Here is a 24,552-nt window from a genome sequence, read left to right on the forward strand (position 1 = left end):
ATGAAAAGCAAGCTCTTCGTGCCGGCCTCCCGCCCCGAACTGTTCGCCAAGGCCCTGGCCGGAGAAGCCGAGGCCATCAGCCTGGACCTGGAAGACGCCGTTGCCGAATCGCGCAAGGCCCAGGCGCGCGCAGCCGTCACGGCGTTCCTGCAAAGTGACGCAGCGCTGCGCACGCGCAAGACCCTCATCGTGCGCGTCAACGCGATCGACACGCCGCATTTTGCGCACGACATGGCCGCCGTGGTCCGGCCCGGCCTGCGCCTGATCAACCTGCCCAAGATCGAGAGCGCCGCCCAGGTGCGCGCAGCGGCAGCGGTGCTGGCGCAGGCCGAGCGGGCGCATGGCCTGCGGCATCCGATCGGCCTGTTGCTGAACATCGAGACGCCGCGCGCGTTGCGCATGGCCGCCGATCTGGCACTGTCGGAGCCGCGCGTGCGCGGCCTGCAACTGGGCCTGGGGGACCTGTTCGAGCCGCTGGGCATCGAGCGGCGCGGCGCGGCGGCCGTGGCACAGGCCCTGTTCGCCGTGCGCCTGGCGGCGGGCGAGGCCGGCATCGCGGCCTACGACGCCGCGTTTGCCGACATCCACGACATCGACGGCTTTCGCGCCGAGGCCGAGCTATCGCGGCGGCTCGGCTTTCAAGGCAAGTCCTGCATCCACCCCAGCCAGGTCGCTGTGGCCAATGCGGTGTACCGCCCCTCTGACTGCGAGATAGCGCAGGCCCGCAAAGTGCTCGACGCCGCCCGCGTGGCAGACGCCCAGGGTACGGGCGCTTACCTGGTGGACGCACAGATGGTCGACAAACCGTTCGTCGCGCGCGCACAGGCCATCGTGGACAGCGCACGGGCGCTGGATTTGCCGCCCTGACGCCGATTCATGGCCGAGACGATTTCAACCCCCACGGAGACCAGCCACCATGCCACGCAGCACCCGTTTGTCGGCGCGCGCCGCCGCACTTTGCGCCATCACCCTGGCCGGTGCGCCGGGTGCGCTGCCATCGATCCATGCGCAGACCTGGCCCGACAAGCCGATCACCATCGTCGTGCCTTATCCGGCCGGCGGCTCGAACGACAGTTTCGCCCGGCAACTGGCCAAGGAACTGGGCGATCGACTCCAGCAGCCCGTGATCATCGACAACCGCCCCGGAGCCAGCGGCAACACGGGCACGGGCCAAGTGGCCAAGGCCGCAGCGGACGGGTACACGCTGGTGGCCGTGTCCGCGAGTTTTGCCACCAACGCGGCCGTGCAGTCGAGGCTGCCCTACGACCCGGGCAAGAGCTTCACGCCGGTGGCCCTGTTCGCCAAGGGACCGCTGATCGTGGCCGTGAACCCGGAGTTTCCGGCCAGGACACCGGCCGAGTTGATCGCTGCCATCCGCGCCCGGCCGGGCCTGTACAACTACGCCTCATCAGGCGCGGGCAGCGTGAACCAATTCGCCACCGAACTGCTCAAGGCGCAGCTCAGTGGTCTGGACATTCGCCACATTCCGTACCGCGGCATGGCCCCGGCGGTGACGGACCTGATCGGCAACCAGACGCAACTGCTCATCGCCAGCGGTCCCTCGCTGCTGCCCATGGTGCGCGCGGGCAAGCTCCGTGCAGTAGGCATCACCAGCCTGGAGCCCAGCCCCATCGCTCCCGAACTGCTGCCACTGGCAAGCAGCGTTCCCGGCTATGCGTTCGAGCTGTGGTGGGGCCTGCTGGCACCGGCCGGAACGCCCGCCGATGTGGTCGGCAAGCTCAACCAGGCGGTCAACCAGACACTGGCCAAGCCGCAGATCGCCGGCAACTTCCTGAAGGAAGGCGCCATCGCCACGCCGCTCTCGCCGGCCCAATTCGGCGCGCTGATCGCCAGCGATGTCGAGCGCTGGAAGAAACTGGCCAGGCAACAGGGCATTGCGGCGGATTGATCGGTGCCCACCCACAGAGGTGTCCAGCCACTTTTTCCGCCCTTCGGAGAATCCCATGCCCCTTGCCCCCGAGCACCCGAACTCCAGCGCATTGCCCCTGCGCAGCGGCCCCCAAGGCCCGCTCAGTGGTCTGCGGGTGCTCGATCTGAGCGCCTACATCGCCGGGCCCTATGGCTGCGCCTTGCTGGCCGATCAAGGCGCCGAGGTCATCAAGATCGAGCCGCCCACGGGCGACAACCTGCGCCAATACCCCTCGACACTGGCGGCCGAGAGCCGCGCCTTCGTCGGCGTGAACCGCAGCAAGATCGGCATGGTGCTGGACCTCAAGCAGCCCGCCGACCATGCATTGCTGATGGCGCTGGTGCGCACGGCCGATGTGCTGGTGCACAACTTTCGCCCCGGCGTGCCACAGCGCCTGGGCATTGCGTATGAGCAACTGCGGCCGCTCAATCCACGCCTCGTCCATTGCAGCGTCACCGGCTATGGCGAGAGCGGACCGCTCAAGGACAAGGCCGGCTATGACCAGGTGCTGCAGACCATGACCGGCATGTGCACGCTGCAAGGCAAGCGGGGCCAGCCGCCCGAGATCCTCTACGGCTCGGTCGTGGACTACCACGCATCGGCCCTGGTGGCGGCGGGCGTGGCCTCGGCGCTGTACGAGCGCGAGCGCAGCGGCCAGGGCCAGCGGGTGGGCATCTCGCTGCTGCGCACCGCGCTGGCCATGCAGTCGGCGCGGCTGGTCTGGGCCGAAGGCGAACCCCGGGACATGGGGCGCGACATGCGTTCGGGCGGCATCACCGGCATCCACCCGACCAAGGAGGGCTATCTCTACATCTCAGCCAACACGCCCCATTTCTGGAGCGCGCTGTGTGACAAGGTGGGCCTGCCCGAACTGGCCGCCAACCAGCGCTACGACTCGGTGCGCAAACGCGCCCGGCATGTCGCCGAACTCCTGCCCCGGTTGCACCAAGCCCTGGCGGCACGCAGCGCGCTCGAATGGGAGGCACTGTTCGGCCAGGCCGTGCCCTGCGCCGCAGCGCGCACCACAGAAGACATGTTCGATCACCCGCAGGTCATCGCCGAGGACATGCTGGCCCACTTCACCCACCCGGTGCTGGGCAGCTACCGGGGCTTCACACGCGCGATCCGCTTCGAGCGCACGCCAGGCCCCGATCCATTCGCTGCGCCCACCCTGGGCCAGCATACCGAGGCCATGCGTGCCGTAGCCGCCACAGCCGCCACAGGCGCCTGATGCGCGGGGCCATGGCGATTCCGAACCGCACCGGCATCGCGCGACCCGCCACCGCAGCGTCGGACATCGACGCTGCGTCTTCAAATTGGAAAACCAGACGGAGCGCAAGCCCCGCTATGGCGTAGGGGGCGGTTCGGGATTGGCGGCTGCCGTCGTGCCGGCCGGTCGCGGGGCACATGGGGGCGGCACGCCCTGGAAACGGCGCACCACACGCTGGAAGATCATCGCGTTCGGGATTTGCAGCCAGGCGCGGCCGCGTCCGGTCGCATGGTCTTCCAGCGTGGTGTAGAGCAGGTTGATGTCCACCACGCGCCCTATCGGGCTCATCGTTTCGGCGATGTCGAGCACCTCGATGTAGTCGCCGATGCGGTAGGGCCGCACGGTGAAGATCAGCAGCGCGCAAAACAGGTTGGACAGCACGCTCCAGGCGGCAAAGAACGCCACGGCGCCGACGGTGGCAAAGCCGGTGAAGGCGGCCCACAGCACTGCGGCGGAGATTCCCATGCGATCGAGCACCAGCAGCAACGCGCTGGCCAGGATGAGCCAGCGCATCAGGCCATTGATGGGCCCGAGCAGTTCGCTGGGCAACTGGTAATACATGCTGGCGCGGCGCACCAGCCGGCGCAGCAGGCGTTGCAGCAGCCAGGCCGCCAGCAGGATCAGCAGGATCTGCACGCCCGGGACGATGATCTGGAGCCAGTCCTGCACCCAATCGGGTAAGCGGCCTTTCAAGTGTTGCATCTCATACCTGTCTGCGCAGCGCCGGGAACAGGATCACGTCCCGGATGCTGGGGCTGTCGGTCAGCAGCATCATCAGGCGATCGATGCCGATGCCGCAGCCCCCGGTGGGGGGCATGCCATATTCGAGCGCGCGCACGAAGTCATGGTCATGGAACATGGCCTCGTCATCGCCGCCGTCCTTGGCGGCCACTTGGGTGTGAAAGCGTGCGGCCTGCTCCTGGGCGTCGTTCAGTTCACTGAAGCCGTTGCCGAATTCGCGGCCGGTGATGTACAGCTCAAAGCGCTCCGTGACCTCGGGGCGCAGGTCGTTGGCGCGCGCCAATGGAGAGATCTCGGTGGGGTGCTCCATGATGAAGGTCGGCTGCCACAGCTTGTCTTCCACCGTCTCTTCAAAGTACAGCAGTTGCAGGCTGACCAGCGTGCGGCTTGAGAGCTTGTCGGCTTCTTGCGTGCGGCCCAGCTTTTTGAGCGCGCTGATCAGCCAGGCGGCGTCATCGACATGGGCGCCGGCCTCGGTGTGCTGGAAGATGGCTTCGCGAATGCTCAGGCGCGCAAACGGTTGTGCCAGGTCCACGGCCCGGCCCTGGTAGCTCATTTGCAGCGAGCCTGTGGCCTTGAGCGCCACGGCGCGGATCAGCGTCTCGGTGAAGTCCATCACATCGAGGTAGTTCCAGTAGGCCGCGTAGAACTCCAGCGTCGTGAACTCGGGGTTGTGGCGCACCGAGATGCCCTCGTTGCGGTAGCTGCGGTTGATCTCGAACACGCGCTCGAAGCCGCCGACGATCAGGCGCTTGAGGTACAGCTCGGGCGCTATGCGCAGGTACATCTGCTGTTCGAGCGCGTTGTGGTGCGTCACGAAGGGGCGGGCGTTGGCGCCACCGGGTATCGGGTGCAGCATCGGCGTTTCGACTTCCAGAAAGCCATGGCCCACCATGAACTCGCGCAGGTCGCTGACGGCCTTGCTGCGTGCCACGAAGCGCTGGCGCGCCTGGGCGTCGGTGATCAGGTCGACATAGCGCTGGCGGTACTTTTGTTCCTGGTCGGCCAGGCCATGGAACTTGTCGGGCAGCGGGCGCAGGCTCTTGGTCAGCAGCCGCAACCGGGTCACCTTGATCGACAACTCGTCCGTGCGGGTCTTCATCAGCGTGCCTTCGGCGCCCACGATGTCGCCCAGATCCCAATGCTTGAAATCGGCGTATCGCGCCTGGCCCACCGCATCGCTGGTGACGTACAACTGGATACGCCCGCCCGTTGCGCCGAGCGAGCCGTCTTGCAGCGTGGCAAAACTGGCCTTGCCCATCACGCGCTTGAGCATCATGCGGCCGGCCACGCCAACGCTGACGGCAGCGGCTTGCAGCGCCTGCGCCGTGGCCGCGCCATGGGCCAGATGCAACTGCGCGGCCTGGTGCGAGGGTTTGAAATCGTTCGGAAAGGCAACGCCGCCGCCTTCGGCTTGCGCGGCGCGCAGCGCATGCAGCTTGTCACGGCGCTCGGCAATGAGCTGGTTTTCGTCCGGGGCGGTGTGGGGAGATGGATGGTTGTCAGACATGAAAGACCGCCCGCAGGCTGAGGCGTTCGCAAGCATTCAGGGGAGTTGTTTCGGGGCGCAATCGGCGATTTTAGTTTTTTGCCGCCCCGTTTCGGCTGAGCCTGGATAATTTGCCGCATGTTCTTCAAAGCCGGCCTGCTCTCGCTGCTGCTGCTGCTGGCCAGCCGTGCGCTCGGGGTGCTGCGCGAGACGGCCCTTGCCGCTGCCTTCGGCAGTTCCGGCATGGCCGATGTGGTCATCGTGATGCTGACCCTGCCCGATTGGCTGGCTGGCGTCGTGGCCGGCGGCGCATTGGCCTATGTGCTGCTGCCCCATTGGGCGCAAGAGACGCCGGCGCAGCAGCAGGCAACGCAAAACCGGGTGGCCAGGCGACTGCTGTGGACGGCGGGATGGCTCGCCGCCGGCATCGGCATCGCGCAAGTGCCATTGGGCGCGTTGCTGATGCCCGGTCTGCCGCCTGCGCTACAGGGCGCGGCCCACCAGGCGCTGCTCTGGAGCGCTGTGGCATTGCCGGCGGCGATGCTTGCGGGCCTGTGGGCGGCGCGGCTGCAGCATGAGCGCGATGTCGTCGGCCTGTACAGCGCCAACCTGCTCGTCAACGGCGTGCTGATTGCGGCCCTGCTCCTGCTCGGCGGGACGGGGGCGGGCGTGGCTGACGGGCCCGGGTTGGGCGCCTTTTTGCTGCTCGCCGTGGTCTTGCGGCTGCTGTGGCAGGGATGGCGTTTGCGGCATCGGGGCCAGCGTGCGCAGCCGCCAGCGCCGCCGGCCTCGCTGGCACCTGCCGCGCCTGCGATACCTGCGATGCCTGTGGCGCCTGTGGCGCCGGCCCCGCTGCCGGGCTGGCGTGTCTGGCTCTGGGCGGCTCTGGGCGCGGGCCTGCCGCTGACGCTGCCCTTTGTCGCCCGGACGCTGGCTTCCGGCGCCGGCGAGGGGGCCTTGGCCACGTTCAACTACGCTTGGAAACTGGTCGAATTGCCGCTGGTGCTGGCCATACAGTTGGTGGCCGCGCTGGCCTTTCCGGCGATTGCGCAGGCCCATGCCGATGGCAAAGACGCGCACGCGCTGGCGCGCGCCGTCCGCAGCGCCCTGGTCATGGCCTGGACGCTGGCCTGCGCCAGCGCGGCGGCCTTGCTGGCTGGCGCGCCGGTGATCGCCCGATTGCTGTTTGGCTGGGGGCGCATGCAGGCGCCGGCGCTCGAGCAGATTGCCGCCTGGGGCAGTGCCGGTGCCTGGGGGCTGCTGCCGCAGGCGCTGCTGGCCGTGGCGTTGACGGTGCTGGCCACCTGGGGGCGCATGCGGTTTGCGGTGCTGGCCTATGCGCTGGCGCTGGCGCTGCTGCTGCTGGCGGGGGTGCTGGGGCTGACGGCAGGCCAGCAGCTGATGTGGGCCTTGAATGCCGGTTTCATGGTGGCGGCCCTGGTCGCCTGGAGCGCGCTGGGTGCCGTGCGGCACTGGGTGCCGCTGCGCACGCTGCTGGCTCCGTTCGCGGCCTTGCTGGTGGTGGCTTGGCTGGTGCAATGGCTCGGCCCTGCGGATGGCATCGCCCCCATCGTCCCCATCGGTCATGGACGGTTGCGCGAACTGGTGCCGCAATTGCTGCCGCAACTGCTGCTGTGCGCGCTGGCGGCGCTGGCCGTGATCGCGTCTGGCTGGTTCTCGGGGCCTCATCTGCGCAATGCCCTGCGGTCCTAGTGTCGCGTCACCGATCATCTGTCGGTCTGCGCTGGCCATCGAAGCGCATCGCGGCGTTGCATCGCTTGCCAATACAGCTCGGTATGGGCTGCGCGCAGCCTACGACATCTGATCGGTGACACGACACTAGACGCAATGCCCGGCGACCCTGGGCGCAGGGTCATGGGGGCGCCAGCCCTGCGGGCCATAATCCCTGCCGCACCATGATGGATTTCCTGCAAATCACGAACGATCCCGCGTTGGCGCGCCGCTGCGATCGGCTGCCGGGCATGCGCCTGTTTGTCGATCTCGAAACCCATGGCAAGGCTGAGCGGCAAGCCGGGCGCAATACCTTCATCAGCAACCATGCGCCCGAGGACGTGGGCCGTATCAAGGCGCAGCTTCGGCGCGCGCGCCTGATGGTGCGGGTCAACCCGCTGCACAGCGGCAGCGCCGCCGAGTTGGAGCGCGTGCTGGCGCAAGCTGCCGATTGGGTGATGCTGCCCATGTTCCATACGCCGGAGCAATTGCGCCGCTTCAGCGCCCTGGTGGCCGGGCGCGCGCCCATCGTGGCGCTGCTGGAAACGGCGGGCGCGTTGCAGACGCTCGATGATTGGCTGGCCACCCCCGGTCTCTGTGAGGTGTTTGTCGGGCTCAATGATCTGCACTTGGCGCTCGGCTGCCGGTTCATGTTCGAGCCTTTGGCGCAGGGCCTGCTCGATCGGGTCGCGGCCCGGGTGCACGCGCAAGGCTTGCGCTTTGGCTTCGGCGGCATTGCGCGCCTGGATGAGGGGCTGCTGCCGGGGCGCAGCGTGCTGGCCGAGCATTTGCGGCTGGGCTCTGGCGCGGTGATCCTGTCGCGCAGCTTCCAGCACGACCAGGCGCCCGATGCCTGGGAGGAGCAGGTGCGCGCGCTGCGCCAGGCCGAGCGCGATCTGGCCGCACGCAGCGCCGATCAGGTCGAGCGCGACCGCTGGCGCATCCGTTCGGCAATAGCCGGCCTTGCCGCAGGCATGGGGCCTGCCGCGTGAAGCGCCTGCTGGATATCGCGCTGTCTGTGGCGGCGCTGCTCCTGCTCAGCCCGGTCTGGCTCGCCGCCGCGCTGGCCAGCGCGCTGGGCGACGGTTTTCCGGTGCTGTTCCGGCAGGTGCGGGTGGGGCTGCATGGGCGCGAGTTCCGCATGTACAAGTTCCGCAGCATGGTGCGCCAGGCGGACCGCCTCGGCCCCCATTTCACGACGGGCGGTGACGACCCGCGCATCACGCCGGTGGGGCGCTGGCTGCGGCGCACCAGCATCGACGAATTGCCGCAACTGCTGAATGTGCTCAAGGGCGACATGAGCCTGGTCGGCCCCCGCCCCGACCTGCCGGTGCAGCGTGATCTCTACACCGAGGCGCAATGGCTGGCACGTTGCAGCGTTCGGCCCGGCATCACCGGTTTGGCGCAGGCGCTGTACCGTTCAGAGGCCACGCATGAGCAGCGACTGGCGGCAGATTTGCGCTACGCACGCGAAATGAGCCTGTGGCTGGATCTGCAAATCATGCTGTGGAGCCTGCGGCGGTTGGGCGGCAAGGCGGCGAATTAGCCTGGCCACCGGAATTGCCGGGGCCTGCTAGTGTCGCGTCACGGATCAGATGTCGTAGGCTGCGCGCAGCCATCGGAGCGTAGCGCAAGGCGCATCGCGCAGCCAATACCGAGCGTATTGGCAAGCGATGCAACGCCGCGATGCGCTTCGATGGCCAGCGCAGACCGACAGATGATCGGTGACGCGACACTAGGGCCAGGGATGCCCGCCGTGCGGTGGGTGTGGTGCTGCGGTGGCGGACGGATATCGGCGCGCAGTCCGCGCCGGTTCACCGGCCGCCTGCCCGGTGGGCCGCTGCGACTTTTCTGCTGCTGAAAACTGCCAAGAATGGGCTTGAACACTGGCCGGCGACGGCGCATCGTATGGCCATCAAAACAAGCGGACCTGCGCCACCATGGCCATCGACAGTGCAACCCTGCAGCGTGTGACAGCGCAGCTCTATGAGCGCTCCCTGAAGAAAATCCCCGACGACACGCGCGCTGCACTTGCGCGCGCTGAAACTGCCGAGACCGACGTCACCGGAAAGCGCATGCTCAAGATCATGCTGCAGAGCGCGGACGCGGCGCAGCAGGACAATGAATTGGTCTGCTCGGACGTCGGCATTCCGGTCTACAGCATCAAGATCGGCACACGGGTGCAGTTCGAGGGGCCGGTGCGCGCAGCGATCACCCGGGGCTTCGCAGAGTTGGTGCAGCGCAGCGATCCGCCGATCCTCAAGATGGTGACCAACCCGCTGACCCATGAACGCAGCCATGCCGGCAAGGACATGCCGCTGCTGAGTTTCGACGTGATCGACGATGCGGACTATGTCGAGATCGTCTGCGCCCCCAAGGCCATGGGCACTGGTCGGTGGGAAGCGATCGATGTCTTCGTCTACCCGACGCTGGAGCAGATCGAGAGGTTCATACTCGATACCGTGCTGCGCGCAGGCTCGCAACCTTGCCTGCCGATCGTGATCGGCGTGGGCATAGGCGGCACTTTCGACCATGCGGCGCGGCTGGCCAAGGAGTCGGTGCTGCGCCCTTTCGGCCGCACCAACCCCGAGCCGATTTTGGCGGCCATGGAGCAGCGCCTGCTCGACGCCGTCAATGCCATGGGCTTCGGCCCGATGGGCACCGGGGGCGACGCCAGTGCGATGGCAGTCCACATCGACTACGCCGCCAGCCACGGTTTCGTGCCGGTCGCCGTGTGCCTGAACTGCTGGATCAACCGCCGCACCGCCGCCCGCATCCACAACGACGGCCGCGTCGAGGATCTCCACTGGTAAGCCGCCATGTTCCATCCGCTGGTACTTCCCCTGTCGCGCGACAAAGTGCGCGCACTCGCCGTCGGCGACATGGTGACGCTCGATGGTGAAATCACCGTCAGCATCGGCCTGCAAACGCATCAGCGCATGGTGCAGGCAGTGGGCGATGGCCAGGCGCTGCCGGTCGATCTGCGCGCGGGCGCTTTTTTTCACCTCAGCACCTGTGTTCGGGACACCGGGGACGGGCCGCAGCCGCTGTACACGAACCCGAGTACCAGCACGCGCTACAACGCCTGGATGCCGTCGCTGGTGCGCGGCCTCGACCTGCGCTTGACCGGCGGCAAGGGGGGGCTCGACGCGGCCAGCGTGCAGGCGCTGCGCGATACCGGCTGCGTCTACCTGTCCTTTCTTGGCGGCGGGGCGCCGTTGTTGTCGCGCGGATTGCGCGGCCTGGTGTCTTCCCACTGGAACGAATACATCTCGCAATTTCGCTTGCTGACGTTGCGTGTGGCCGCGTTCGGTCCCGCCACGGTGGCCATCGATGCGCACGGCAACAGCCTCTACGAGCAACTGCGCGGGCAGGCACAAGCCCGCATGCCGCAATTGCTGCAGCGCCTGGACGCGGCCCGCAAGGCATCTCGATGACAACACCCGGGAGACTGAAAAAAATGAACAGGCGACATTGGCTCGGCGCAACCCTGTGCGCCGTCGGCACGGCGGCGAGTCTCGTGCCGGTGACTGCACTGGCCGAAGGCGGCGCATGGCCGAACCGGCCGATCCGGCTGATCGTGCCCTTTCCGGCCGGCGGCAGCACCGACATGGTGGCGCGCCATCTCGCGCAAGGTCTCAGTGAGCGCCTTGGCACCTCCGTCATCGTCGACAACCGTGCCGGCGCGGCCGGCAACATCGGCACCGACGCAGTGGCCAAGGCGGCGCCGGACGGGTACACCATCGGCCTGGTCACTTCCGGGCCGATGGTGAACAACAAGTTCCTCTACAAGTCGATGCCCTTCGACCCCGACAAAGACCTGGCCCCGATTGCGTTGGTCTGCGAGATTCCGACGGTCTTCGTCAGCAACCCGGAGCATTTGCCGGCGCGCGACCTCCAGGAATTCATTGCCATGGCGCGGGCCGAGCCCTCGGCGTTCACCGTCGCCACGCCGGGCAACGGCACGATCGGCCACCTGGCGCTTGCCGAGTTGTCGCTGACATCCGGAGTCCGGCTGCAGGACGTGCCCTATCGCGGCGACACCCCTGCGCTGATGGACCTGCTCGGCGGCGTCGTGCAGGTCATCTCCGCGCCTGTCTCCACTTTCATTCCGGGCATCCTGGCGGGCAAGTTGCGCGGGCTGGCGGTCACTGCGCAAGCGCGCTTGCCCGGGCTGCCCGATGTCCCGACAGCCAGGGAGCAGGGGCTCGATCTGACGGCAAAGGTCTGGTTTGCGGTGGTCGGACCGGCCGGCATGCCGGCTTTGGCGGTGCAGCAGTTGAATGAGCAAATCAACGGACTGCTCGATTCCGCACCGAGCCAAAGCAAGCTGCAGCAGTACGGCGCCGTGGTCGCGAGCGGGTCGCCCGAATGGCTGCGCCAGCGCATCCATGCCGACGGCCAGAAATGGCAGCAGGTGATCCGGGCCGCACAGGTCAAGCTCGACTGAAAGCACGCTCCCATGAACAGCACGAACCCTGCGCCGATCGGCATCTTCGTCAAGACCGGTTCGCCCCAACTGATCGAGGTGCTGGGCACCACGGCACTCGACTTCGTCGTGCTCGATGCCGAGCATGCGCCCTTCGATCGCGGCATGCTCGACCTGATGGTGCTGGGTGGCCGCGCCGCGCGCCTGCCGGTGTTCATCCGCATTCCCGTGATCGATCCGGCGGTGATTCTCTCCTGCCTGGACATGGGCGCCACCGGACTGCTGGTGCCGCATGTCGACACGGCCGAACAGGCGCGCGAAGTGGTCGCCATGGCGCGCTACCGCGGCGGCCGGCGCGGCTATTCCGGTGGGCCGCGCAGCGCCGGCTATGCGAGCCTGAGCATGGCGCAAGCCGTGCACCTCGGAGACCAGGCGCAGATCGTCTGCCAGATAGAGAGCGCCCAGGCGGTCGGGCAAGCCCGGGCCATTGCCGAAGTACCGGGCGTGGCGGGCCTGTTCGTGGGCCGCGCCGATCTGGCGCTGTCGCTGGGACTGGACGATCCGCGCGCCCCCGAAGTGTTGCAGGCGACGCGCGCGACACTGCAAGCGGCCACACGTGCCGGCAAGCTCGCCGGCATGCATGTGGGCGGCACGCCCGAGCGCGAGCAGTTCATCGACGAGGGCGCGAACTGGTTCGTCGTTTCTTCCGACCAGAGTTTGCTGCGGCAGGCCGTGCAGGCCATCGCCGGAGCGCCGAAGCAGCGCTGAAAAAGATCAACCCCGTCGCGCAGTCATCCGTTCAATCTGAATGAGCCAACAAACCCTTGCAATGGCAGCCAATGGCCGCTGATCGAGGCGCCGGATTCGAACCGTACCGTCGCCAAACCAGGCGCGATGTATTCCTTCAAACGATGGACGAGACCGCGCCGTAGACGCAACGGTGCGAGGTGGCCAAGCCGCAGTACCCGAAGGGTCGAGGTGGACGCCCGACAGCGGGTCTGGAGCGCAGCGCAGGCTGCCAGCGAGGAAGCGCCGCTGGACAGCACAGCGCTGGGGCGGTTCGTTGGGATCGAATTGGGACGCGCGTGCGTTCCTGATGCTTCTGCGCAAGTGGGGGCTTTTCAGCGTAACCCCCTAGTGTCGTGTCACTGATCAGATGTCGTAGGCTGCGCGCAGCCATCGGAGCGCAGCGCAAGGCGCATCGCGCAGCCAATACCGAGCGTATTGGCAAGCGATGCAACGCCGCGATGCGCTTCGATGGCCAGCGCGGACCGACAGATGATCGGTGACGCGACACTAAAGCCCGCCCAGCCGTTCCTTGATCTGGCGGGCCATCTCCTGCATGGGGGGCAGGAATTTTTGCACGGCCTGCTCCTGGCTGAGCACCGAGGCGATCCAGGTCAGCCCGATGCTGGCCACGACCCTGCGGCCTTCGAACACGGGCACGGCCAAGGTGTTGGAGACCGGCCGGACACCGGGCAGGCGCAAGGCGTAGCCCTGCTGCCGGATCTGCCGCAGCATCGCTTGCACGGTGCGCGGTTGCCCTGCGAGTGCGTCTTCCGGCTCGTCGGAAAGCGCCAGGATGTCCAGCAGGGCGCGGCACTCTTGCGCCGTGCAGAAGGCCAGATAGGCGCGCCCGAGCGCGCGGCTGACCAGGCTCAGGCGCATGTGGATGCTCGAATGCAGCAGCGACAGCGGCGAGGTGGGGATCGTGCTGTAGCGGATCACGACCGCGTCATGGTCGGGCACGGCAAGGGCGATCGGCCACTTGAGCTTGCGCGTCAGATCGTCCATGGGCTGCATCGCCGCCTCGACCAGGCGGGGCGCGCCATGGTAGCCGCAAGACAATTGGCGCACGCCGCAGGTCAGGCTGTAGGCCCCATATTGCGCAGCCCGCGTCACCAGCCCCTTGCCTTGCAGCGTTTCGAGCAGGCGGATCAGCGTCGGCTTGGGAATGCCGGTTTTGCGGTGCAGCATGTCCAGTGTGCAGACGGGGCAGCGATTGAGTGCGCCGAGCACGTCGATGGCGCGCTCGACGGCGCGAATGGGGGCAAAGGATGCCATGGCGGGTGCAGTGCAGGCGGCGCCGGCGCAGCCACGTGGTGGTGGCGCTCCTCAGGCGGCCTTGTGGCGCTCGTAGTCGCCCGCGTTGGCCACCCAGCCATTGTCGATGAAGTCGTGGCGCGGCGGGGAGAATACGTCGATCAGCAGATGGCGGCCCGGGCCGACGCCTTCGCTGGTGTGCACCAGCAGCACCGGCACCGTGATCATCGAAGGGGAGGGCGCGTGCAGATGTTCATCCGCGCGCCACTGATCGGCATCGCCTTCCCAGTGGACGCGCAGGTGGTGCACGAAATCGCCCGCCATGGCCAGCGATCCTTGCTCGAAGTCGGCGTGGTGGTGCGGACTGAGTTGTCTGCGGTCGCGCGGGCCTTGGTATTCGACCCAGTTGATGCTCAGGGTGTCGGTCTGGAACATCTTGAGCCGGGGCTTTTCCGCCGGGGACGCGATCGCGTCGACCTCCATGACCTGGAGCGCCGTCGATGGGGTGCGGCGCCGGTAGCAGTCGTCTGCGCCGAGTGGGCGAACACGCGCATCGGGCACGGCGTAGTCGGCCCGGTTGCACGCCGCGTCGGGCGGCAGATCGGGGCGGGAGGCTGCGATCAGCGCGGCACGGCCAGCCCCGGCAAGGCGCACGCTGACAGCGCCGGGCGGCAGCACGCAGACGCTGCGGCCCGGCACTTGGGTCGCATGCACTTCGATCCCCTCGGCATGGCTGCTGTGCACGGTGGCGCCGCCGTCGGGCAGCAGCAGCAGCATTTCGTTCCCGCTGCTGGCATGGGCCGTGGCCGAGCCTTCGAGCCATTGCACCCAGAAGTTCTGTCCACGCGCCACCGTGCCCGGCAGGAGTTCGTGGACTGCGGCGCGGCGCACCCCGGTGTCGTGGGTCTGGTTCGTCATCACTTTCCTTTGGTTGCGGTTGCCGGGCAGGTTTCAGTCGTGTCGCGGACTCGGCCGCGCCAGGTCCACCAGGGGGCCGACCGATGCGTACTGGTTGCCCCCCAGGCGCGTGAGCGGCATGGTGCGCGCGACATCGAAACGCCCGTCCGGGTCGACGAACGCCGGGTCGAGGTGGATGCCGACCACCAGGCCGAACACCACGTTGCTGACCGTGTCGCCCGGTCTCTGCGGCTCGATCTGAACGATGCGCAGCAGCTTGCACTCCATGCTGGCCGGAGAACATGCCACGCGCGGTGGCCGAACCTTCCGGCTTGGCGCCTTGTCGAGACCGGCAAGCTCGAATTCGTCGATGCCGTAGGGTGCGTCCAGTGAGCTGATGTTCATCGGCTCGCGCAGTTCCCAGGTCACCAGGTTGGTGACGAATTCGCCGGTCGCGCGCACGTTCGTGATGCTGTCTTTCTCGTGCCGGTCGGCTGGCGCATTGCAAGAGAAGATCACCACCGGTGGCGCCGTCGAGACCAGGTTGAAGTGCGAGAACGGTGCGAGGTTGACCGAACCTTCGGGGCCCATGGTGCTGATCCAGCCGATCGGCCGCGGCGCCACGATGGCATTGAACAGGCTGCGCTTGAAGTCGGGGGTATTTTCGGGGTCGATGAACAACATGGGGCGGCTCCGGTTTCAGGCTCTTCAGCCGGTTGTCGATGTGTCGTCGCGAAACAGCGGCCGCAGCGTGCGCAGCGCATAGAGCCAGGCGCCGTCGGCTTGCCGGACGACGGTCTCGCGCACGTCGGCGATCATGATCGCGGGCTTGGAGGGCAGCACGCCCGCGCCGTCTGCGGCGAACAGGCTCATCACGTAATTGCATTGCGCGCAGTCCGGCGCGCTCGGCTGCACGCGAAAGTTCTGCACCACATGCAGCGAGGTGCGGGCACCGCGCGCTTGCCGCGCGCGGTAGAACTCGGCAATCACGGCGCGGCCGGTGCGCGACTTCTGGCTGGTGGTGAACAGCGCATCTTCGGTGTAGTAGGCATGGGCGTTCTGCCCCCAGTTGAAGTCCACCTCGTGCCAATAGTCGATGGCCAGCGCCTCCAGCCTGTGGCGCAGTGCCAGAAGCTCGTCTTGGGTCATGTTCATCTTCGGCTCCTCGTTCGAGGCCATCAGTCCTGCCAATACAGGCGCGCCGGGTTGTCCACCAGCAGCAGTCGCTGCAGCGCGGCGCAATCGCCGGTGAACAGGGGCAGCAGGTCGACCAGCTTGCCGTCGTCGGGCATCTCGCGCACGCTCGGGTGCGGCCAGTCGGTGCCCCAGAGCACACGCTCTGGCGCAGCCTCGATCAGTTGACGCGCAAAGGGCACCGCATCTTCGAAAGGCAGGCCCGCAGCGGAGGAAAGAAGCTGCGAGGTCCGCTCTGCGCCACTGAGCTTGACCCAGCAGCGCGGGTCTTTCAGCAGTTCGAGCAAGGCATCGAAAGGCTCCTGCCGCAAGCCGTTTTGCGCCAGCACGCGGCCCATATGGTCAATCACATAGGGCAATGGCAGTGCGTCGAGAAACGGGCGATAGACAGGCAGATCCTGCGGATCGAAATGCAAGACCAGGTGCCAGCCCAGTGCTTGCACACGACGGGCCAGACTGCGGATCGCCTCCAGGTCTGGCGCCCCGCCCAGCCGGCGCACGAAATTAAAGCGCACTGCGCGCACGCCACCCTCATGCAGGGCTTGCAGCCCGGCGTCGCTGATCGAGGCGGGAACCATCGCAACCCCCCGATAGCTTTCGGGCGACTGCGCGATGGCGTCCAGCATCGCACTGTTGTCATGGCCATGCACGCTGGCCTGCACCAGCACGGCGCGCTCGATGCCGAGCAACGCATGCAGCGCACGCAACTGCGCCGCCGGAGCGTCTGTCGGTTCGTAACTGCGCTTGGGCGAATAGGGAAAGAGCGCGGCTGGCCCGAACACATGGCAATGCGCGTCGCAGGCACCGGGGGGCAGCCGAAAAGCCGGCCGGCTCGGATGCGGATGGGGCGGCGGGCTGGTCTTCAGGGGTGCCGGTGTGTGTTTGTCGGTCATGGGCCTGTGGGAATGGAGACGAAGAACTCATGCAGCGTTGGATTCCGGTGAACCGGCATCTTTTCATCGGGCATGGGCCACTGCAATCGAAGATTTGGCAGTTTTCGCCAGAAGAAAAGTGACTCCCTCTGATCGGCCTGATCGGCGCAGCGATGGTCTCGATGGCGATCCGGCACTCGAAGATCGCCCGGATTCCGCGGCCGACAAGGCCCCGGGGAACACCGAAAGCCCGGGCCTTGCGGCCCTGAGACAATCCGGGCATGAGCGAACCGAAAGAACCATCCCCCGCATTGGCGTGCGCCGCACAGGATGGCAGCGGCCTGCCCGAAGGCTGGCTGCAGGTGCAGTCGATGGACCTCGATGCCCAGGGCGTGGCCCGCAGGGCCGACGGCAAGGTGGTGTTCATCGACGGTGCGCTACCGTCGGAATGGGTCAGCGCCAGCACCTACCGAAAGAAAAACCACTGGGAGCAGGCCAACCTGACGGCGATCCACCGCGAATCCGCGCAGCGCGTGCGCCCTGGCTGCCCGCATTTTGGCCTGCATGCCGGCGCTTGCGGCGGCTGCAAGATGCAGCATCTGCATATGGGGGGGCAGGTGGCGGTCAAGCAGCGGGTGCTGGAAGACAACCTCTGGCACCTGGGCCGGGTCAAGCCCGCCATGGTGCTGCGCCCCATCGAGGGCCCGGCCTGGGGCTACCGCTACCGGGCCCGCCTGTCCGTGCGCCATGTGATCAAGAAGGGCGTGGTGCTGGTGGGTTTCCATGAGCGCAAAAGCCGTTACGTGGCCGACATGGCGCAATGCCCCGTGCTGCCGCCCCATGCGGCGGCGCTGCTGATGCCGCTGCGCTCGCTGATCGCCGCGCTGGATGCGCATGACAGTTGCCCGCAGATCGAGCTGGCCTGCGGCGACAGCGTGACCGCGCTGGTGCTGCGCCACCTGCAGCCGCTGAGCGTGGGCGATCACGCCCGGTTGCGCGCCTTTGCGGCCGAGCACGGCGTGCAATGGTGGCTGCAACCCCGGGGTCCGGACACCGTGCAACCACTGGACGAGGGCGGCGAGCAACTGTCCTACGCCCTGCCGGACTTCGGCATCACGATGCCGTTCAAGCCCACCGACTTCACCCAGGTCAACCCCCATATCAACCGTGTGCTGGTTGCGCGCGCGTTGCGGCTGCTGGCGGTGCGCCCCGATGAGCGCGTGATCGACTGGTTCTGCGGTCTGGGCAACTTTACGCTGCCACTGGCCACACAGGCGCGTGCGGTGCTGGGCGTCGAAGGCAACGCGGCCCTGGTCGCCCGTGCGCGCGCGAACCATGGCCTGAACCAGGCCCTGGCGCAGAACCATCGCGTGCTGGCTGCCACCGATTTCGTGGCCTGCAACCTGTTCGCGATGACTCCCGGAATGCTGCTGGGCCATGGTGCGGCCGACAAGTGGCTGGTCGACCCGCCCCGCGAGGGCGCCCTGGCCCTGGTCAAGGCGCTGGCCGACATCGAGCAGTCGCGCCGAGGTGCGCAGGGCGCTACTGCGCTGCCCGCCGGCGCCGAGGACTGGGTGCCGCCCCGGCGCATTGTCTACGTCAGTTGCAACCCCGCCACGCTGGCGCGGGATGCCGCTTTGCTGGTGCATCTGGCAGGCTACCAGTGCGCGGCGGCAGGGATGGTGAACATGTTCCCGCACACCGCCCATGTCGAGAGCATCGCGGTGTTCGAGCGGGGCTGAAGAAGCTCATCCGCGCCCGGCCGGCATCACGGCATCAGCTGTGCTTGCCGCCGGTGGCGCTATCGTCGCGCGGCCCGGGCTCGATGTCCGGGGCTTGCTCGCTGCGCTCGGGCTGCTGGCCCTTGCCGAGCACCGAAGGCGTGCCCTCGATCTTGTTCTCGCGCATATAGCCATCCATGTCCTTCCAGCCCACAAACACCGAGGCTTTGGCGGCCTTGGGGTTGAGGGTGAAGCAGTCTTCCAGCCCGCGTAGCGCATGGCGGCAGGCGCCACCGATGGCCCGGGCTTCCTCGTCGCGCTGGGCTATTCGCGGGTCGGGGCCCAGTCCGGGGATCTTGTCGCAGCCGGCAAGCAGCAAACTGCCGGCAAGAGCCAGCAGGCGCAGCGTGGCGGGCGGGGCAGGGGGTTGCATCATCGGGCCAGCCGGCGGAGTCATCGCGGCGTGGAGGCTTCCGGAATGGTCGTGGGGACAGGAGTAATGAAAAAGGCTCCCGAAGAAGCCTTTTTGGATGGTGGATCGATCAGTCCCGCTCGCCGCCCATGATGCCAAGCAAGGCCAGCAGGCTCTGGAACACGTTGAAGATGTCCAGGTACAGGGCCAGCGTGGCACTGATGTAGTTGGTCTCGCCGCCGTCCAGCACCCGCTTGAGGTCATACAGCATGAAGGCGCTGAAGATGCCGATGGCCAGCACGGAGATCACCATCATGCCCACGCTGGAGCCTACGAACACGTTGATGACGCTACCGACCAAGAGCGCCAGCGCACCCACCATCAGCCACTGGCCCAGGCCCGAGAGGTCGCGCTTGATCACGCTGGCCAAGCTGGCCATCACGACGAAGACGCCGGCGGTGCCGGCAAACGCCGTCATGATCAGGTCGGTGCCGTTCTTGAAGCCCAGCATCACGCCTATCATGCGCGAGAGCATCAGGCCCATGAAGAAGGTGAAGGCCAGCAGCACCGGCACGCCGGCGGCCGAACGCTTGGTCTTCTCGATGGCATACATGAAGGCGAACGCGCCGCCCAGGAAAACGATCAGGCCCACGCCGCCGTGCAGCGCCGCCGTGATGCCGGTGGCCACGCCGACCCAGGCGCCGAGCACCGTGGGGATCATGCTCAGGGCCAGCAGCCAGTACGTGTTGCGCAAGACCTTGTGGCGCTGCTCCTGCGAGACGCCGTAGCCCGCTGAGCGGCTCAGGGAAGTGACTTGGTCATTCATCTCGTTTCTCTCCTTGGTTGGCCTGCATGATGCAGGCGAAATGGATTGCCCATGATAGCGGGTTTTTTTGCCGGGCAATGAAACTGTGCCCGGTCACCGGGTAAGGGCAAGAGCCCTTTCACCCGGACTGGCGCACCCCGACTGGCACCGCCCGGATGCCGTTATGCTCGGGCGCTTTCCCGTTTGCGGATACTGCCAATGAAAACCAGACATGCACTCGAACTGGCCGATATCAAGGCCGTTGCCGCCGCAGCCGAAGCTGCGGCCCTCGACAACCGCTGGGCCGTGACCATCGCCATCGTCGATGATGGCGGCCATCTGCTGTGGCTGCAGCGGCTCGACGGCGCCGCCGCCTTGTCGGCGCATATCGCCCCCGCCAAGGCCCGCACGGCCGCCCTGGGCCGCCGCGAGAGCAAGGTGTACGAGGACAGCATCAACGGCGGGCGCTTCTCGTTCCTGAGTGCACCGACCCTGGACGGCATGCTCGAAGGCGGCGTGCCGATCATCAAGGACGGCCAGTGCCTCGGTGCCGTAGGCGTGAGCGGCGTCAAATCCACCGAGGACGCCCACATTGCCCGTGCCGGCATTGCGGCGCTCGGCCTGTGATTCCATTTCCCATTTCCCAATCGTTCGTGAACGCGAAGGCGCAGCGCAGACAGTACAGATGTACGGCTAGTGTCGCGTCACCGATCATCTGTCGGTCTGCACTGGCCATCGGAGCGCATCGCGGCGTTGCATCGCTTGCCAATACGCTCGGTATTGGCTGCGCGATGCGCCTTGCGCTGCGCTCCGATGGCTGCGCGCAGCCTACGACATCTGATCGGTGACGCGACACTAGCGACGCCGACAAAGTGCACGGATGATTTGGCAATGGAATGGGCGGTTGATGCCTTTGTTTCAATGGCTGCCGCAGGCATGAATCTGCCTGCGCATCAGGCGCCAAAGGCTTCGAGGCAATGGGTGAAAAAACGCCTGGCTACGCGGATGATGAATCCGTTGGCTGGCGAAAAACGACCCTTGCGGACTCATGACGAGCCCGGGAGTCGCCCCACGATGAAACCTGTCTGGCGGCTCATAGGCTCATTTGGTCAGGATCAGCTTGCCCAGTTTGGTCGCCTGCAGGCGGTACACCGAGCCGTTGTGGCTGATGGCCACCGCCTTTTGTCCCTGCAGCAGGGCGCGGCTGTCGACGGCGGCGGCGCGCGCTGTCGCCGCTGCATAGTGGACGCCCGCGTCGGTGCCCAGAGAAGCCGCCGGCTCGGCGGGGGCGCAAAGCACGGGCGAGGCGCAGGTCATGGAGGCTGGCATGGTGTTGTCCTGTGTTGATCTTCAGCGTTGTTGTGGATGATAACGATTCTCAACTGCAAGTCAAGCAAGTTGCGCAATCTTTTTGTTTGACCGACAGGGTGTCCGCGTTCGTTGAAGCAGGGTGGTCGGCAGGAGAGCATCCATTGCCAGATGGCTTTGTGCAACGCTGTCCGGCAGGCAAGGCCGGCCGGGCAGGGGGTCAGGCAAAGAATTTCGAATTTGCTTCTTGCGGCATCAGGGCTTCATACGGGTGATGGCTAGACCATACCGATCATCATGCGGCTTGGCTCGGTAGAGTTTGAAAGCAGGTTTGCCCAACGCAACCCGTTTGGCAAGAAGTTCTGAGACGATCTTCACTGTCGCTTGGTTTGCGCGCACCCCGAAGATGACCCCCGAGATCGTTAATGGCCTCACAGTCACGGATAGGCCGCTATTGCAAAAGATCATTACGCGCCACTCACGCTCGTATGCCCATTCCGGCGATTTGTATCGATAGTAATCGGGGGGCTTGCCAGGGTCGGAGGGCCCCATCATTGTGGGGAGTTGCGGCGTGTACAGCACCTTCTGGGTCAGAAGGAACAACTCATCTTCAGTAGTATCGTATTGAATACATATCCCACGATGGTTGTCAGCATAGTGTGCCCACATTGGCCCGTTTCTTGGATCCTGTGAAGCGCAAAATACGCCGCCCGCCCGTCGCATATCTTCGCGGAGACCTTCAATCATGGGCTTCGTGATTGGTCCGTCGACGATGTTTTTAATAACCCTGAGTCGCTCGGCAGAACTTAATTTGGGACAGTGCTGGCGCATGCCGTTTTTAGCCCACTCTCTTAATCGCGACGGATCCGGGTTCTTTACCAGATTGAAATTCAACTCGTGAAGATCATTGAGGGAATCGGGTTTCGCCACCCAAATCCTGTCGCGCACCAGAATATCGCGTGCATGTTCTACCTGTGCACAGTTTTTCGGATCAAGCTGTCGGTACTTATAGAGATGGATGGGGATGTTTTCCGTTTCCCATTGGCGCCCACGTCCACCTTGATGGCTCCGCCACTGCTTTGTTTGTGACATGTCGTACTGGCCTCGGCTGGCCGAGTTGAACGCTGCAAGCACATCCTTGGACTTGCATACGGGGGGCTTATCGGGTCCGTCGGGATACGTCAGAGAAAGTGGGAAATCAGGTTGCATCGATGAAAGTGTGTGAAGTGGGGCTGAGCCGAGACATCAATTGGCCGTGCACTGGTTCAATTCCAATACCGGGGGGCATGTCCTTGGCTATTATAGTTGCGTGCGCAGAATGGCCGCAGGGGATGCAATCCTCGAAAAGGGCAGGCTACTCACTGCTGCGGATCAGTCACAAAACCGATCTTGCGCAGCCCGGTGCGTTGGGCTGCGGCCAGGGCCTGGGCTACGTACTCGTAGCGCACGGCTTTGTCGCCGCGGATATGCAGGTCGGGCTGGGGCTCTTTGGCGGCCTCGGTTTGCAGGCGGGACAAGAGTTCTTCGGGCGTGATCTGCGATTCGTTCCAGTAGTAATCGCCATTGGCCGACACCGACAGGCGCACGGTTTCCGGCTTGAGGTTTTCGGGCTGGTTGATGGCCCGGGGCAGGTCCACGTTCACCGAATGCTTCATCACGGGCACGGTGATGATGAAGATGATCAGCAGCACCAGCATCACGTCGACCAGCGGCGTCATGTTGATCTCGTTCATCACCTCGTCGGTATCGTCTTGCGTTCCGAAGGCCATGGTTCAACTGCCTTTTTTCATCAGCAGCACCTTGCCTGGCGCGCCTGCGGCGCTGACGCGGGCGCCGGTGACAAAGTAGGCGTGCAGGTCGTGGGCAAAGCTGTTGAGGCTGCCCAGGATCGACTTGTTGCCACGCACCAGCGCGTTGTAGCCCAGCACGGCGGGGATGGCCACGGCCAAGCCCAGGGCGGTCATGATCAGGGCCTCGCCGATGGGGCCGGCCACCTTGTCGATGGTCGATTGGCCCGAGGTGCCGATGGACAGCAGCGCATGGTAGATGCCCCAGACGGTGCCGAACAGGCCAATGAACGGAGCGGTGGAGCCGACCGAGGCCAGTATCGCCAGGCCCGACTGCAGGCGGGCCGTGAATGCGTCGATGCAGTTGCGCAGGCAGCGGGTGACCCAGTCGCTCATGTCGAGTTGGTCGTGCAGGTGGGCCTGGGTGTTGCGGTGGTGGGCCGTGGCTTCGCGGCCTTCACGGGCCAGTTGCAGGAAGGGGTTGTGCGGGTCCGTGCCCAGTTGGGTCAGGCCGGCGGCAAAGTCTTCGCTGTGCCAGAAGTCTTGCGCGGCGCGGGCCTGCTTGTTGAACCTGATGAGGTCCAGGGCCTTGAGCAGGATGACGATCCACGAGGCCAGCGACATGGCCAGCAGCATGGTGGCGACGGCGCGGGTGACGAAGTCGCCCTGGATCCAGACGTTGGCGATGCCGAATTGCGATTCCATAAAACTCCTTTGGCGGTGATGGGTTCATTCGAGAACGAAGTTGACGGGCACCAGGTTCCACATGGCCTCGGCCACGCCGTTGCGCTTGCCGGGCACGAAGCGCCAGCGCATGACGGCCTCTTGGGCCTGGCGGTCGAGCCGGTCGAAGCCGCTGGACTGGTTGATTTCCACCTTCTGCGGCAGGCCGTCGCTGCCGATCAGCACGCGCAGCAGCACCTTGCCTTGTTCGCCCATGCGCCGGCTGATGGCGGGGTAGGCGGGCTTGGGGTTGTTCAGGTAGGCGGCGTCGCTGGACGGTAATTCGATCTTCGGCGGTGGTGCGGGCGGCGCTGGCGGCGCTGGCACAACGGGGGGGGCGGGCGCTGCGGCCACCACGGGCGCATCCATCGGCGGCGCCGGGGGTTGTTCAGTGACCACCCCGATGGGCGCATCGGGCGCCGCCGGTGCCGGGTCGGGCATGGCCACCGGCATTGGCGCCGGGTGCGGCGCCTGCGCCTTGGGCCTGGGCGCCGGTGGCGCGGGCGGTGGCGGCGGCGGTGCGGCTTTGGGCGCAGGCGGGGCGATGAAGTTGCTGAGCAGCTCTGCGGGCACGATGATCTGCGCGGCGCGGCGCAGCAGCCCTGACTGCAAGGCCCACAGGCCAGCGATATGCAGTGCCACGACGCACACCACGATCACGGCATTGCGGCTGGCACCCCCGGGAGAAGGAAAACGATCAGCGTGGAGCATAAAAAGTGCGGGTGGCCAGCGCCATCGGGATCAGCGCCAGCGGCCAGAAATGGCTGGGGAGCGGGCTATTTGCGAAAGACCCACCAGGCCGAGCCTGCGACAAGGATCAGGCTGCCGGCGAGTGTAGACAGGAGTTCCATGGTTTGCTTTGCGCATCGGTGCTGGCGAGCGGGGTCGTCTGCACCGTCGCCTGATGGTGCCGGGCGACGATCGGGTGAGAGGCATTGCACTGCGCCAGCACGGCGCGGGCGCAGTTTTCGCAGGCGCCGCATTGGGTGGCCAGGCCCAATTCGAACTGGATTTCGTCAAAACCCAGGCCGGCACGCGCATGGCGGGCGATCTCATGGTCCGAAATCCGGCGGCATACACAGACGATCATGGTGGCTGGTGCTTGAAGATCTGAACAGGTGGGCCGAATTATAAATACGAATCCATCGCATTTGAAAAATATCTGCTGCCGGCATGGCGTTGCCGTCAGGGGGCCATCCC

The 24,552-nt window shown here is 66.2% G+C and carries 29 protein-coding genes and 1 pseudogene; 13 read left to right on the top strand and 17 right to left on the bottom strand.

Annotated features, from left to right (window positions below; all coding sequences use genetic code 11):
* Genes VEIS_RS14830 through VEIS_RS14840 form a run of 3 tightly spaced genes read left to right on the top strand, consistent with a single transcriptional unit; the run spans position 1 to position 3,161 of the window.
* The gene (locus VEIS_RS14830; RefSeq protein WP_011810776.1) at positions 1-867 is read left to right on the top strand and encodes an HpcH/HpaI aldolase/citrate lyase family protein; all 867 of its coding nucleotides are present in this window, start codon (positions 1-3) and stop codon (positions 865-867) included.
* Between the two features lie 49 nt (positions 868-916).
* Positions 917-1,909, top strand: a complete 993-nt coding sequence (locus VEIS_RS14835) for a tripartite tricarboxylate transporter substrate binding protein (RefSeq protein WP_011810777.1) — start codon at positions 917-919, stop codon at positions 1,907-1,909.
* Between the two features lie 55 nt (positions 1,910-1,964).
* Entirely contained in the window at positions 1,965-3,161 is a 1,197-nt protein-coding gene (locus VEIS_RS14840) for a CoA transferase (RefSeq protein WP_011810778.1), read from the top strand.
* A 114-nt stretch (positions 3,162-3,275) separates the two neighbouring features.
* Here the strand turns inward: VEIS_RS14840 and VEIS_RS14845 are convergent, their stop codons facing one another.
* Together VEIS_RS14845 and lysS are read right to left on the bottom strand one after the other, a co-directional pair.
* Positions 3,276-3,902: a mechanosensitive ion channel domain-containing protein gene (locus tag VEIS_RS14845; RefSeq protein WP_011810779.1), complete on the bottom strand. Its 627-nt coding sequence runs from the start codon at positions 3,900-3,902 to the stop codon at positions 3,276-3,278.
* A 1-nt stretch (position 3,903) separates the two neighbouring features.
* Complete coding sequence (gene lysS / locus VEIS_RS14850) at positions 3,904-5,451, bottom strand: lysine--tRNA ligase (RefSeq protein ID WP_041950069.1); 1,548 nt, start codon at positions 5,449-5,451, stop codon at positions 3,904-3,906.
* A 117-nt stretch (positions 5,452-5,568) separates the two neighbouring features.
* Between lysS and VEIS_RS14855 the strand changes: the two genes are divergently transcribed.
* From VEIS_RS14855 to VEIS_RS14865, 3 genes are all read left to right on the top strand, one after another.
* Positions 5,569-7,143, top strand: a complete 1,575-nt coding sequence (locus tag VEIS_RS14855; protein ID WP_011810781.1) for a lipid II flippase MurJ — start codon at positions 5,569-5,571, stop codon at positions 7,141-7,143.
* A 206-nt stretch (positions 7,144-7,349) separates the two neighbouring features.
* Positions 7,350-8,153 carry an aldolase/citrate lyase family protein gene (locus tag VEIS_RS14860; RefSeq protein WP_232287705.1) on the top strand — a complete coding sequence of 268 codons (804 nt, stop codon included), beginning with the start codon at positions 7,350-7,352 and terminating at the stop codon, positions 8,151-8,153.
* Entirely contained in the window at positions 8,150-8,707 is a 558-nt protein-coding gene (locus tag VEIS_RS14865; RefSeq protein ID WP_011810783.1) for a sugar transferase, read from the top strand. Before VEIS_RS14860 ends, VEIS_RS14865 begins: the two co-directional genes overlap by 4 nt.
* Here VEIS_RS14865 and VEIS_RS28825 read toward each other — a convergent pair.
* Positions 8,661-8,897 carry a hypothetical protein gene (locus tag VEIS_RS28825; RefSeq protein WP_157048529.1) on the bottom strand — a complete coding sequence of 79 codons (237 nt, stop codon included), beginning with the start codon at positions 8,895-8,897 and terminating at the stop codon, positions 8,661-8,663. The two genes, VEIS_RS14865 and VEIS_RS28825, sit on opposite strands and share 47 nt — an antisense overlap.
* Positions 8,898-9,101: 204 nt before the next feature.
* Here VEIS_RS28825 and VEIS_RS14870 point away from each other — a divergent pair, with 204 nt between their 5' ends.
* The 5 genes and pseudogenes from VEIS_RS14870 to VEIS_RS31805 all read left to right on the top strand — a co-directional run.
* Positions 9,102-9,974: a fumarate hydratase gene (locus VEIS_RS14870; protein WP_011810785.1), complete on the top strand. Its 873-nt coding sequence runs from the start codon at positions 9,102-9,104 to the stop codon at positions 9,972-9,974.
* Between the two features lie 6 nt (positions 9,975-9,980).
* Complete coding sequence (locus VEIS_RS14875) at positions 9,981-10,598, top strand: fumarate hydratase C-terminal domain-containing protein (RefSeq protein ID WP_011810786.1); 618 nt, start codon at positions 9,981-9,983, stop codon at positions 10,596-10,598.
* A gap of 23 nt (positions 10,599-10,621) precedes the next feature.
* On the top strand, positions 10,622-11,611 hold the full coding sequence (locus VEIS_RS14880; RefSeq protein ID WP_011810787.1) for a Bug family tripartite tricarboxylate transporter substrate binding protein: 990 nt from the start codon (positions 10,622-10,624) through the stop codon (positions 11,609-11,611).
* A gap of 12 nt (positions 11,612-11,623) precedes the next feature.
* The gene (locus tag VEIS_RS14885) at positions 11,624-12,358 is read left to right on the top strand and encodes an HpcH/HpaI aldolase family protein (RefSeq protein WP_011810788.1); all 735 of its coding nucleotides are present in this window, start codon (positions 11,624-11,626) and stop codon (positions 12,356-12,358) included.
* Between the two features lie 71 nt (positions 12,359-12,429).
* Positions 12,430-12,886: pseudogene (locus VEIS_RS31805) on the top strand (hypothetical protein); the annotation flags it as partial.
* Here the strand turns inward: VEIS_RS31805 and VEIS_RS14890 are convergent.
* The 5 genes from VEIS_RS14890 to VEIS_RS14910 are packed head-to-tail and all read right to left on the bottom strand — an operon-like array spanning position 12,887 to position 16,617.
* Positions 12,887-13,654: a DNA-binding transcriptional regulator gene (locus VEIS_RS14890; RefSeq protein WP_011810790.1), complete on the bottom strand. Its 768-nt coding sequence runs from the start codon at positions 13,652-13,654 to the stop codon at positions 12,887-12,889. It abuts the pseudogene before it with no gap.
* A 51-nt stretch (positions 13,655-13,705) separates the two neighbouring features.
* Positions 13,706-14,551, bottom strand: coding sequence for a hypothetical protein (locus VEIS_RS14895; protein WP_011810791.1), 846 nt, complete (start codon positions 14,549-14,551; stop codon positions 13,706-13,708).
* 33 nt (positions 14,552-14,584) lie between these two features.
* Complete coding sequence (locus VEIS_RS14900) at positions 14,585-15,214, bottom strand: flavin reductase family protein (RefSeq protein WP_011810792.1); 630 nt, start codon at positions 15,212-15,214, stop codon at positions 14,585-14,587.
* A 24-nt stretch (positions 15,215-15,238) separates the two neighbouring features.
* On the bottom strand, positions 15,239-15,685 hold the full coding sequence (locus VEIS_RS14905; protein ID WP_011810793.1) for a Cif family virulence factor: 447 nt from the start codon (positions 15,683-15,685) through the stop codon (positions 15,239-15,241).
* Positions 15,686-15,708: 23 nt separating this feature from the next.
* A complete protein-coding gene (locus tag VEIS_RS14910; RefSeq protein ID WP_011810794.1) occupies positions 15,709-16,617 on the bottom strand; it encodes an amidohydrolase family protein in 909 nt (302 codons plus the stop codon).
* Between the two features lie 260 nt (positions 16,618-16,877).
* On the opposite strand from VEIS_RS14910, the gene rlmD reads away from it, so the two are divergent.
* Positions 16,878-18,338, top strand: coding sequence for a 23S rRNA (uracil(1939)-C(5))-methyltransferase RlmD (rlmD, locus tag VEIS_RS14915; protein ID WP_011810795.1), 1,461 nt, complete (start codon positions 16,878-16,880; stop codon positions 18,336-18,338).
* A gap of 34 nt (positions 18,339-18,372) precedes the next feature.
* Here rlmD and VEIS_RS14920 read toward each other — a convergent pair whose 3' ends face one another.
* Positions 18,373-18,750 (bottom strand): hypothetical protein, encoded by a 378-nt coding sequence (locus VEIS_RS14920; RefSeq protein WP_041950902.1) that lies wholly within the window; start codon positions 18,748-18,750, stop codon positions 18,373-18,375.
* Between the two features lie 109 nt (positions 18,751-18,859).
* Positions 18,860-19,555, bottom strand: coding sequence for a Bax inhibitor-1 family protein (locus VEIS_RS14925; protein ID WP_011810797.1), 696 nt, complete (start codon positions 19,553-19,555; stop codon positions 18,860-18,862).
* 198 nt (positions 19,556-19,753) lie between these two features.
* On the opposite strand from VEIS_RS14925, the gene VEIS_RS14930 reads away from it, so the two are divergent.
* Entirely contained in the window at positions 19,754-20,161 is a 408-nt protein-coding gene (locus tag VEIS_RS14930; RefSeq protein ID WP_011810798.1) for a GlcG/HbpS family heme-binding protein, read from the top strand.
* On the opposite strand, the gene VEIS_RS28835 is transcribed toward VEIS_RS14930, so the two are convergent.
* The 7 genes from VEIS_RS28835 to VEIS_RS14960 all read right to left on the bottom strand — a co-directional run bounded on the left by VEIS_RS28835 (position 20,103) and on the right by VEIS_RS14960 (position 24,442).
* Positions 20,103-20,390, bottom strand: coding sequence for a hypothetical protein (locus VEIS_RS28835; RefSeq protein ID WP_157048531.1), 288 nt, complete (start codon positions 20,388-20,390; stop codon positions 20,103-20,105). The genes VEIS_RS14930 and VEIS_RS28835 overlap by 59 nt on opposite strands.
* Positions 20,391-20,635: 245 nt before the next feature.
* Positions 20,636-20,863 carry a hemin uptake protein HemP gene (gene hemP / locus VEIS_RS14935; protein ID WP_011810799.1) on the bottom strand — a complete coding sequence of 76 codons (228 nt, stop codon included), beginning with the start codon at positions 20,861-20,863 and terminating at the stop codon, positions 20,636-20,638.
* 234 nt (positions 20,864-21,097) lie between these two features.
* Positions 21,098-22,051 carry a DUF2971 domain-containing protein gene (locus VEIS_RS26485; protein ID WP_011810801.1) on the bottom strand — a complete coding sequence of 318 codons (954 nt, stop codon included), beginning with the start codon at positions 22,049-22,051 and terminating at the stop codon, positions 21,098-21,100.
* 149 nt (positions 22,052-22,200) lie between these two features.
* On the bottom strand, positions 22,201-22,611 hold the full coding sequence (locus VEIS_RS14945; protein ID WP_011810802.1) for an ExbD/TolR family protein: 411 nt from the start codon (positions 22,609-22,611) through the stop codon (positions 22,201-22,203).
* 3 nt (positions 22,612-22,614) lie between these two features.
* On the bottom strand, positions 22,615-23,334 hold the full coding sequence (locus VEIS_RS14950) for a MotA/TolQ/ExbB proton channel family protein (protein ID WP_011810803.1): 720 nt from the start codon (positions 23,332-23,334) through the stop codon (positions 22,615-22,617).
* Positions 23,335-23,358: 24 nt separating this feature from the next.
* On the bottom strand, positions 23,359-24,063 hold the full coding sequence (locus VEIS_RS14955) for an energy transducer TonB (RefSeq protein ID WP_011810804.1): 705 nt from the start codon (positions 24,061-24,063) through the stop codon (positions 23,359-23,361).
* 106 nt (positions 24,064-24,169) lie between these two features.
* Complete coding sequence (locus VEIS_RS14960) at positions 24,170-24,442, bottom strand: (2Fe-2S)-binding protein (RefSeq protein WP_011810805.1); 273 nt, start codon at positions 24,440-24,442, stop codon at positions 24,170-24,172.
* Positions 24,443-24,552: the final 110 nt, after the last annotated feature.

This window comes from Verminephrobacter eiseniae EF01-2, assembly GCF_000015565.1.
Taxonomy (GTDB): domain Bacteria; phylum Pseudomonadota; class Gammaproteobacteria; order Burkholderiales; family Burkholderiaceae_C; genus Acidovorax; species Acidovorax eiseniae.

Excerpts from the sequence above, each read along its gene's own strand:
- VEIS_RS26485 (WP_011810801.1), bottom strand. The coding sequence starts at position 22,051 with ATGCAACCTGATTTCCCACTTTCTCTGACGTATCCCGACGGACCCGAT.
- VEIS_RS14920 (WP_041950902.1), bottom strand. The coding sequence starts at position 18,750 with ATGCAACCCCCTGCCCCGCCCGCCACGCTGCGCCTGCTGGCTCTTGCC.
- VEIS_RS14925 (WP_011810797.1), bottom strand. The coding sequence starts at position 19,555 with ATGAATGACCAAGTCACTTCCCTGAGCCGCTCAGCGGGCTACGGCGTC.
- VEIS_RS14880 (WP_011810787.1), top strand. The coding sequence starts at position 10,622 with ATGAACAGGCGACATTGGCTCGGCGCAACCCTGTGCGCCGTCGGCACG.
- rlmD (WP_011810795.1), top strand. The coding sequence starts at position 16,878 with ATGAGCGAACCGAAAGAACCATCCCCCGCATTGGCGTGCGCCGCACAG.
- VEIS_RS14930 (WP_011810798.1), top strand. The coding sequence starts at position 19,754 with ATGAAAACCAGACATGCACTCGAACTGGCCGATATCAAGGCCGTTGCC.
- VEIS_RS14910 (WP_011810794.1), bottom strand. The coding sequence starts at position 16,617 with ATGACCGACAAACACACACCGGCACCCCTGAAGACCAGCCCGCCGCCC.
- VEIS_RS14885 (WP_011810788.1), top strand. The coding sequence starts at position 11,624 with ATGAACAGCACGAACCCTGCGCCGATCGGCATCTTCGTCAAGACCGGT.
- VEIS_RS14955 (WP_011810804.1), bottom strand. The coding sequence starts at position 24,063 with ATGCTCCACGCTGATCGTTTTCCTTCTCCCGGGGGTGCCAGCCGCAAT.
- VEIS_RS14895 (WP_011810791.1), bottom strand. The coding sequence starts at position 14,551 with ATGACGAACCAGACCCACGACACCGGGGTGCGCCGCGCCGCAGTCCAC.
- VEIS_RS14890 (WP_011810790.1), bottom strand. The coding sequence starts at position 13,654 with ATGGCATCCTTTGCCCCCATTCGCGCCGTCGAGCGCGCCATCGACGTG.
- VEIS_RS14840 (WP_011810778.1), top strand. The coding sequence starts at position 1,965 with ATGCCCCTTGCCCCCGAGCACCCGAACTCCAGCGCATTGCCCCTGCGC.
- VEIS_RS14950 (WP_011810803.1), bottom strand. The coding sequence starts at position 23,334 with ATGGAATCGCAATTCGGCATCGCCAACGTCTGGATCCAGGGCGACTTC.
- VEIS_RS14905 (WP_011810793.1), bottom strand. The coding sequence starts at position 15,685 with ATGAACATGACCCAAGACGAGCTTCTGGCACTGCGCCACAGGCTGGAG.
- VEIS_RS14835 (WP_011810777.1), top strand. The coding sequence starts at position 917 with ATGCCACGCAGCACCCGTTTGTCGGCGCGCGCCGCCGCACTTTGCGCC.
- VEIS_RS14960 (WP_011810805.1), bottom strand. The coding sequence starts at position 24,442 with ATGATCGTCTGTGTATGCCGCCGGATTTCGGACCATGAGATCGCCCGC.
- VEIS_RS14860 (WP_232287705.1), top strand. The coding sequence starts at position 7,350 with ATGGATTTCCTGCAAATCACGAACGATCCCGCGTTGGCGCGCCGCTGC.
- VEIS_RS14900 (WP_011810792.1), bottom strand. The coding sequence starts at position 15,214 with ATGTTGTTCATCGACCCCGAAAATACCCCCGACTTCAAGCGCAGCCTG.
- VEIS_RS14855 (WP_011810781.1), top strand. The coding sequence starts at position 5,569 with ATGTTCTTCAAAGCCGGCCTGCTCTCGCTGCTGCTGCTGCTGGCCAGC.
- VEIS_RS14875 (WP_011810786.1), top strand. The coding sequence starts at position 9,981 with ATGTTCCATCCGCTGGTACTTCCCCTGTCGCGCGACAAAGTGCGCGCA.
- VEIS_RS14845 (WP_011810779.1), bottom strand. The coding sequence starts at position 3,902 with ATGCAACACTTGAAAGGCCGCTTACCCGATTGGGTGCAGGACTGGCTC.
- hemP (WP_011810799.1), bottom strand. The coding sequence starts at position 20,863 with ATGCCAGCCTCCATGACCTGCGCCTCGCCCGTGCTTTGCGCCCCCGCC.
- lysS (WP_041950069.1), bottom strand. The coding sequence starts at position 5,451 with ATGTCTGACAACCATCCATCTCCCCACACCGCCCCGGACGAAAACCAG.
- VEIS_RS14945 (WP_011810802.1), bottom strand. The coding sequence starts at position 22,611 with ATGGCCTTCGGAACGCAAGACGATACCGACGAGGTGATGAACGAGATC.
- VEIS_RS14830 (WP_011810776.1), top strand. The coding sequence starts at position 1 with ATGAAAAGCAAGCTCTTCGTGCCGGCCTCCCGCCCCGAACTGTTCGCC.
- VEIS_RS14870 (WP_011810785.1), top strand. The coding sequence starts at position 9,102 with ATGGCCATCGACAGTGCAACCCTGCAGCGTGTGACAGCGCAGCTCTAT.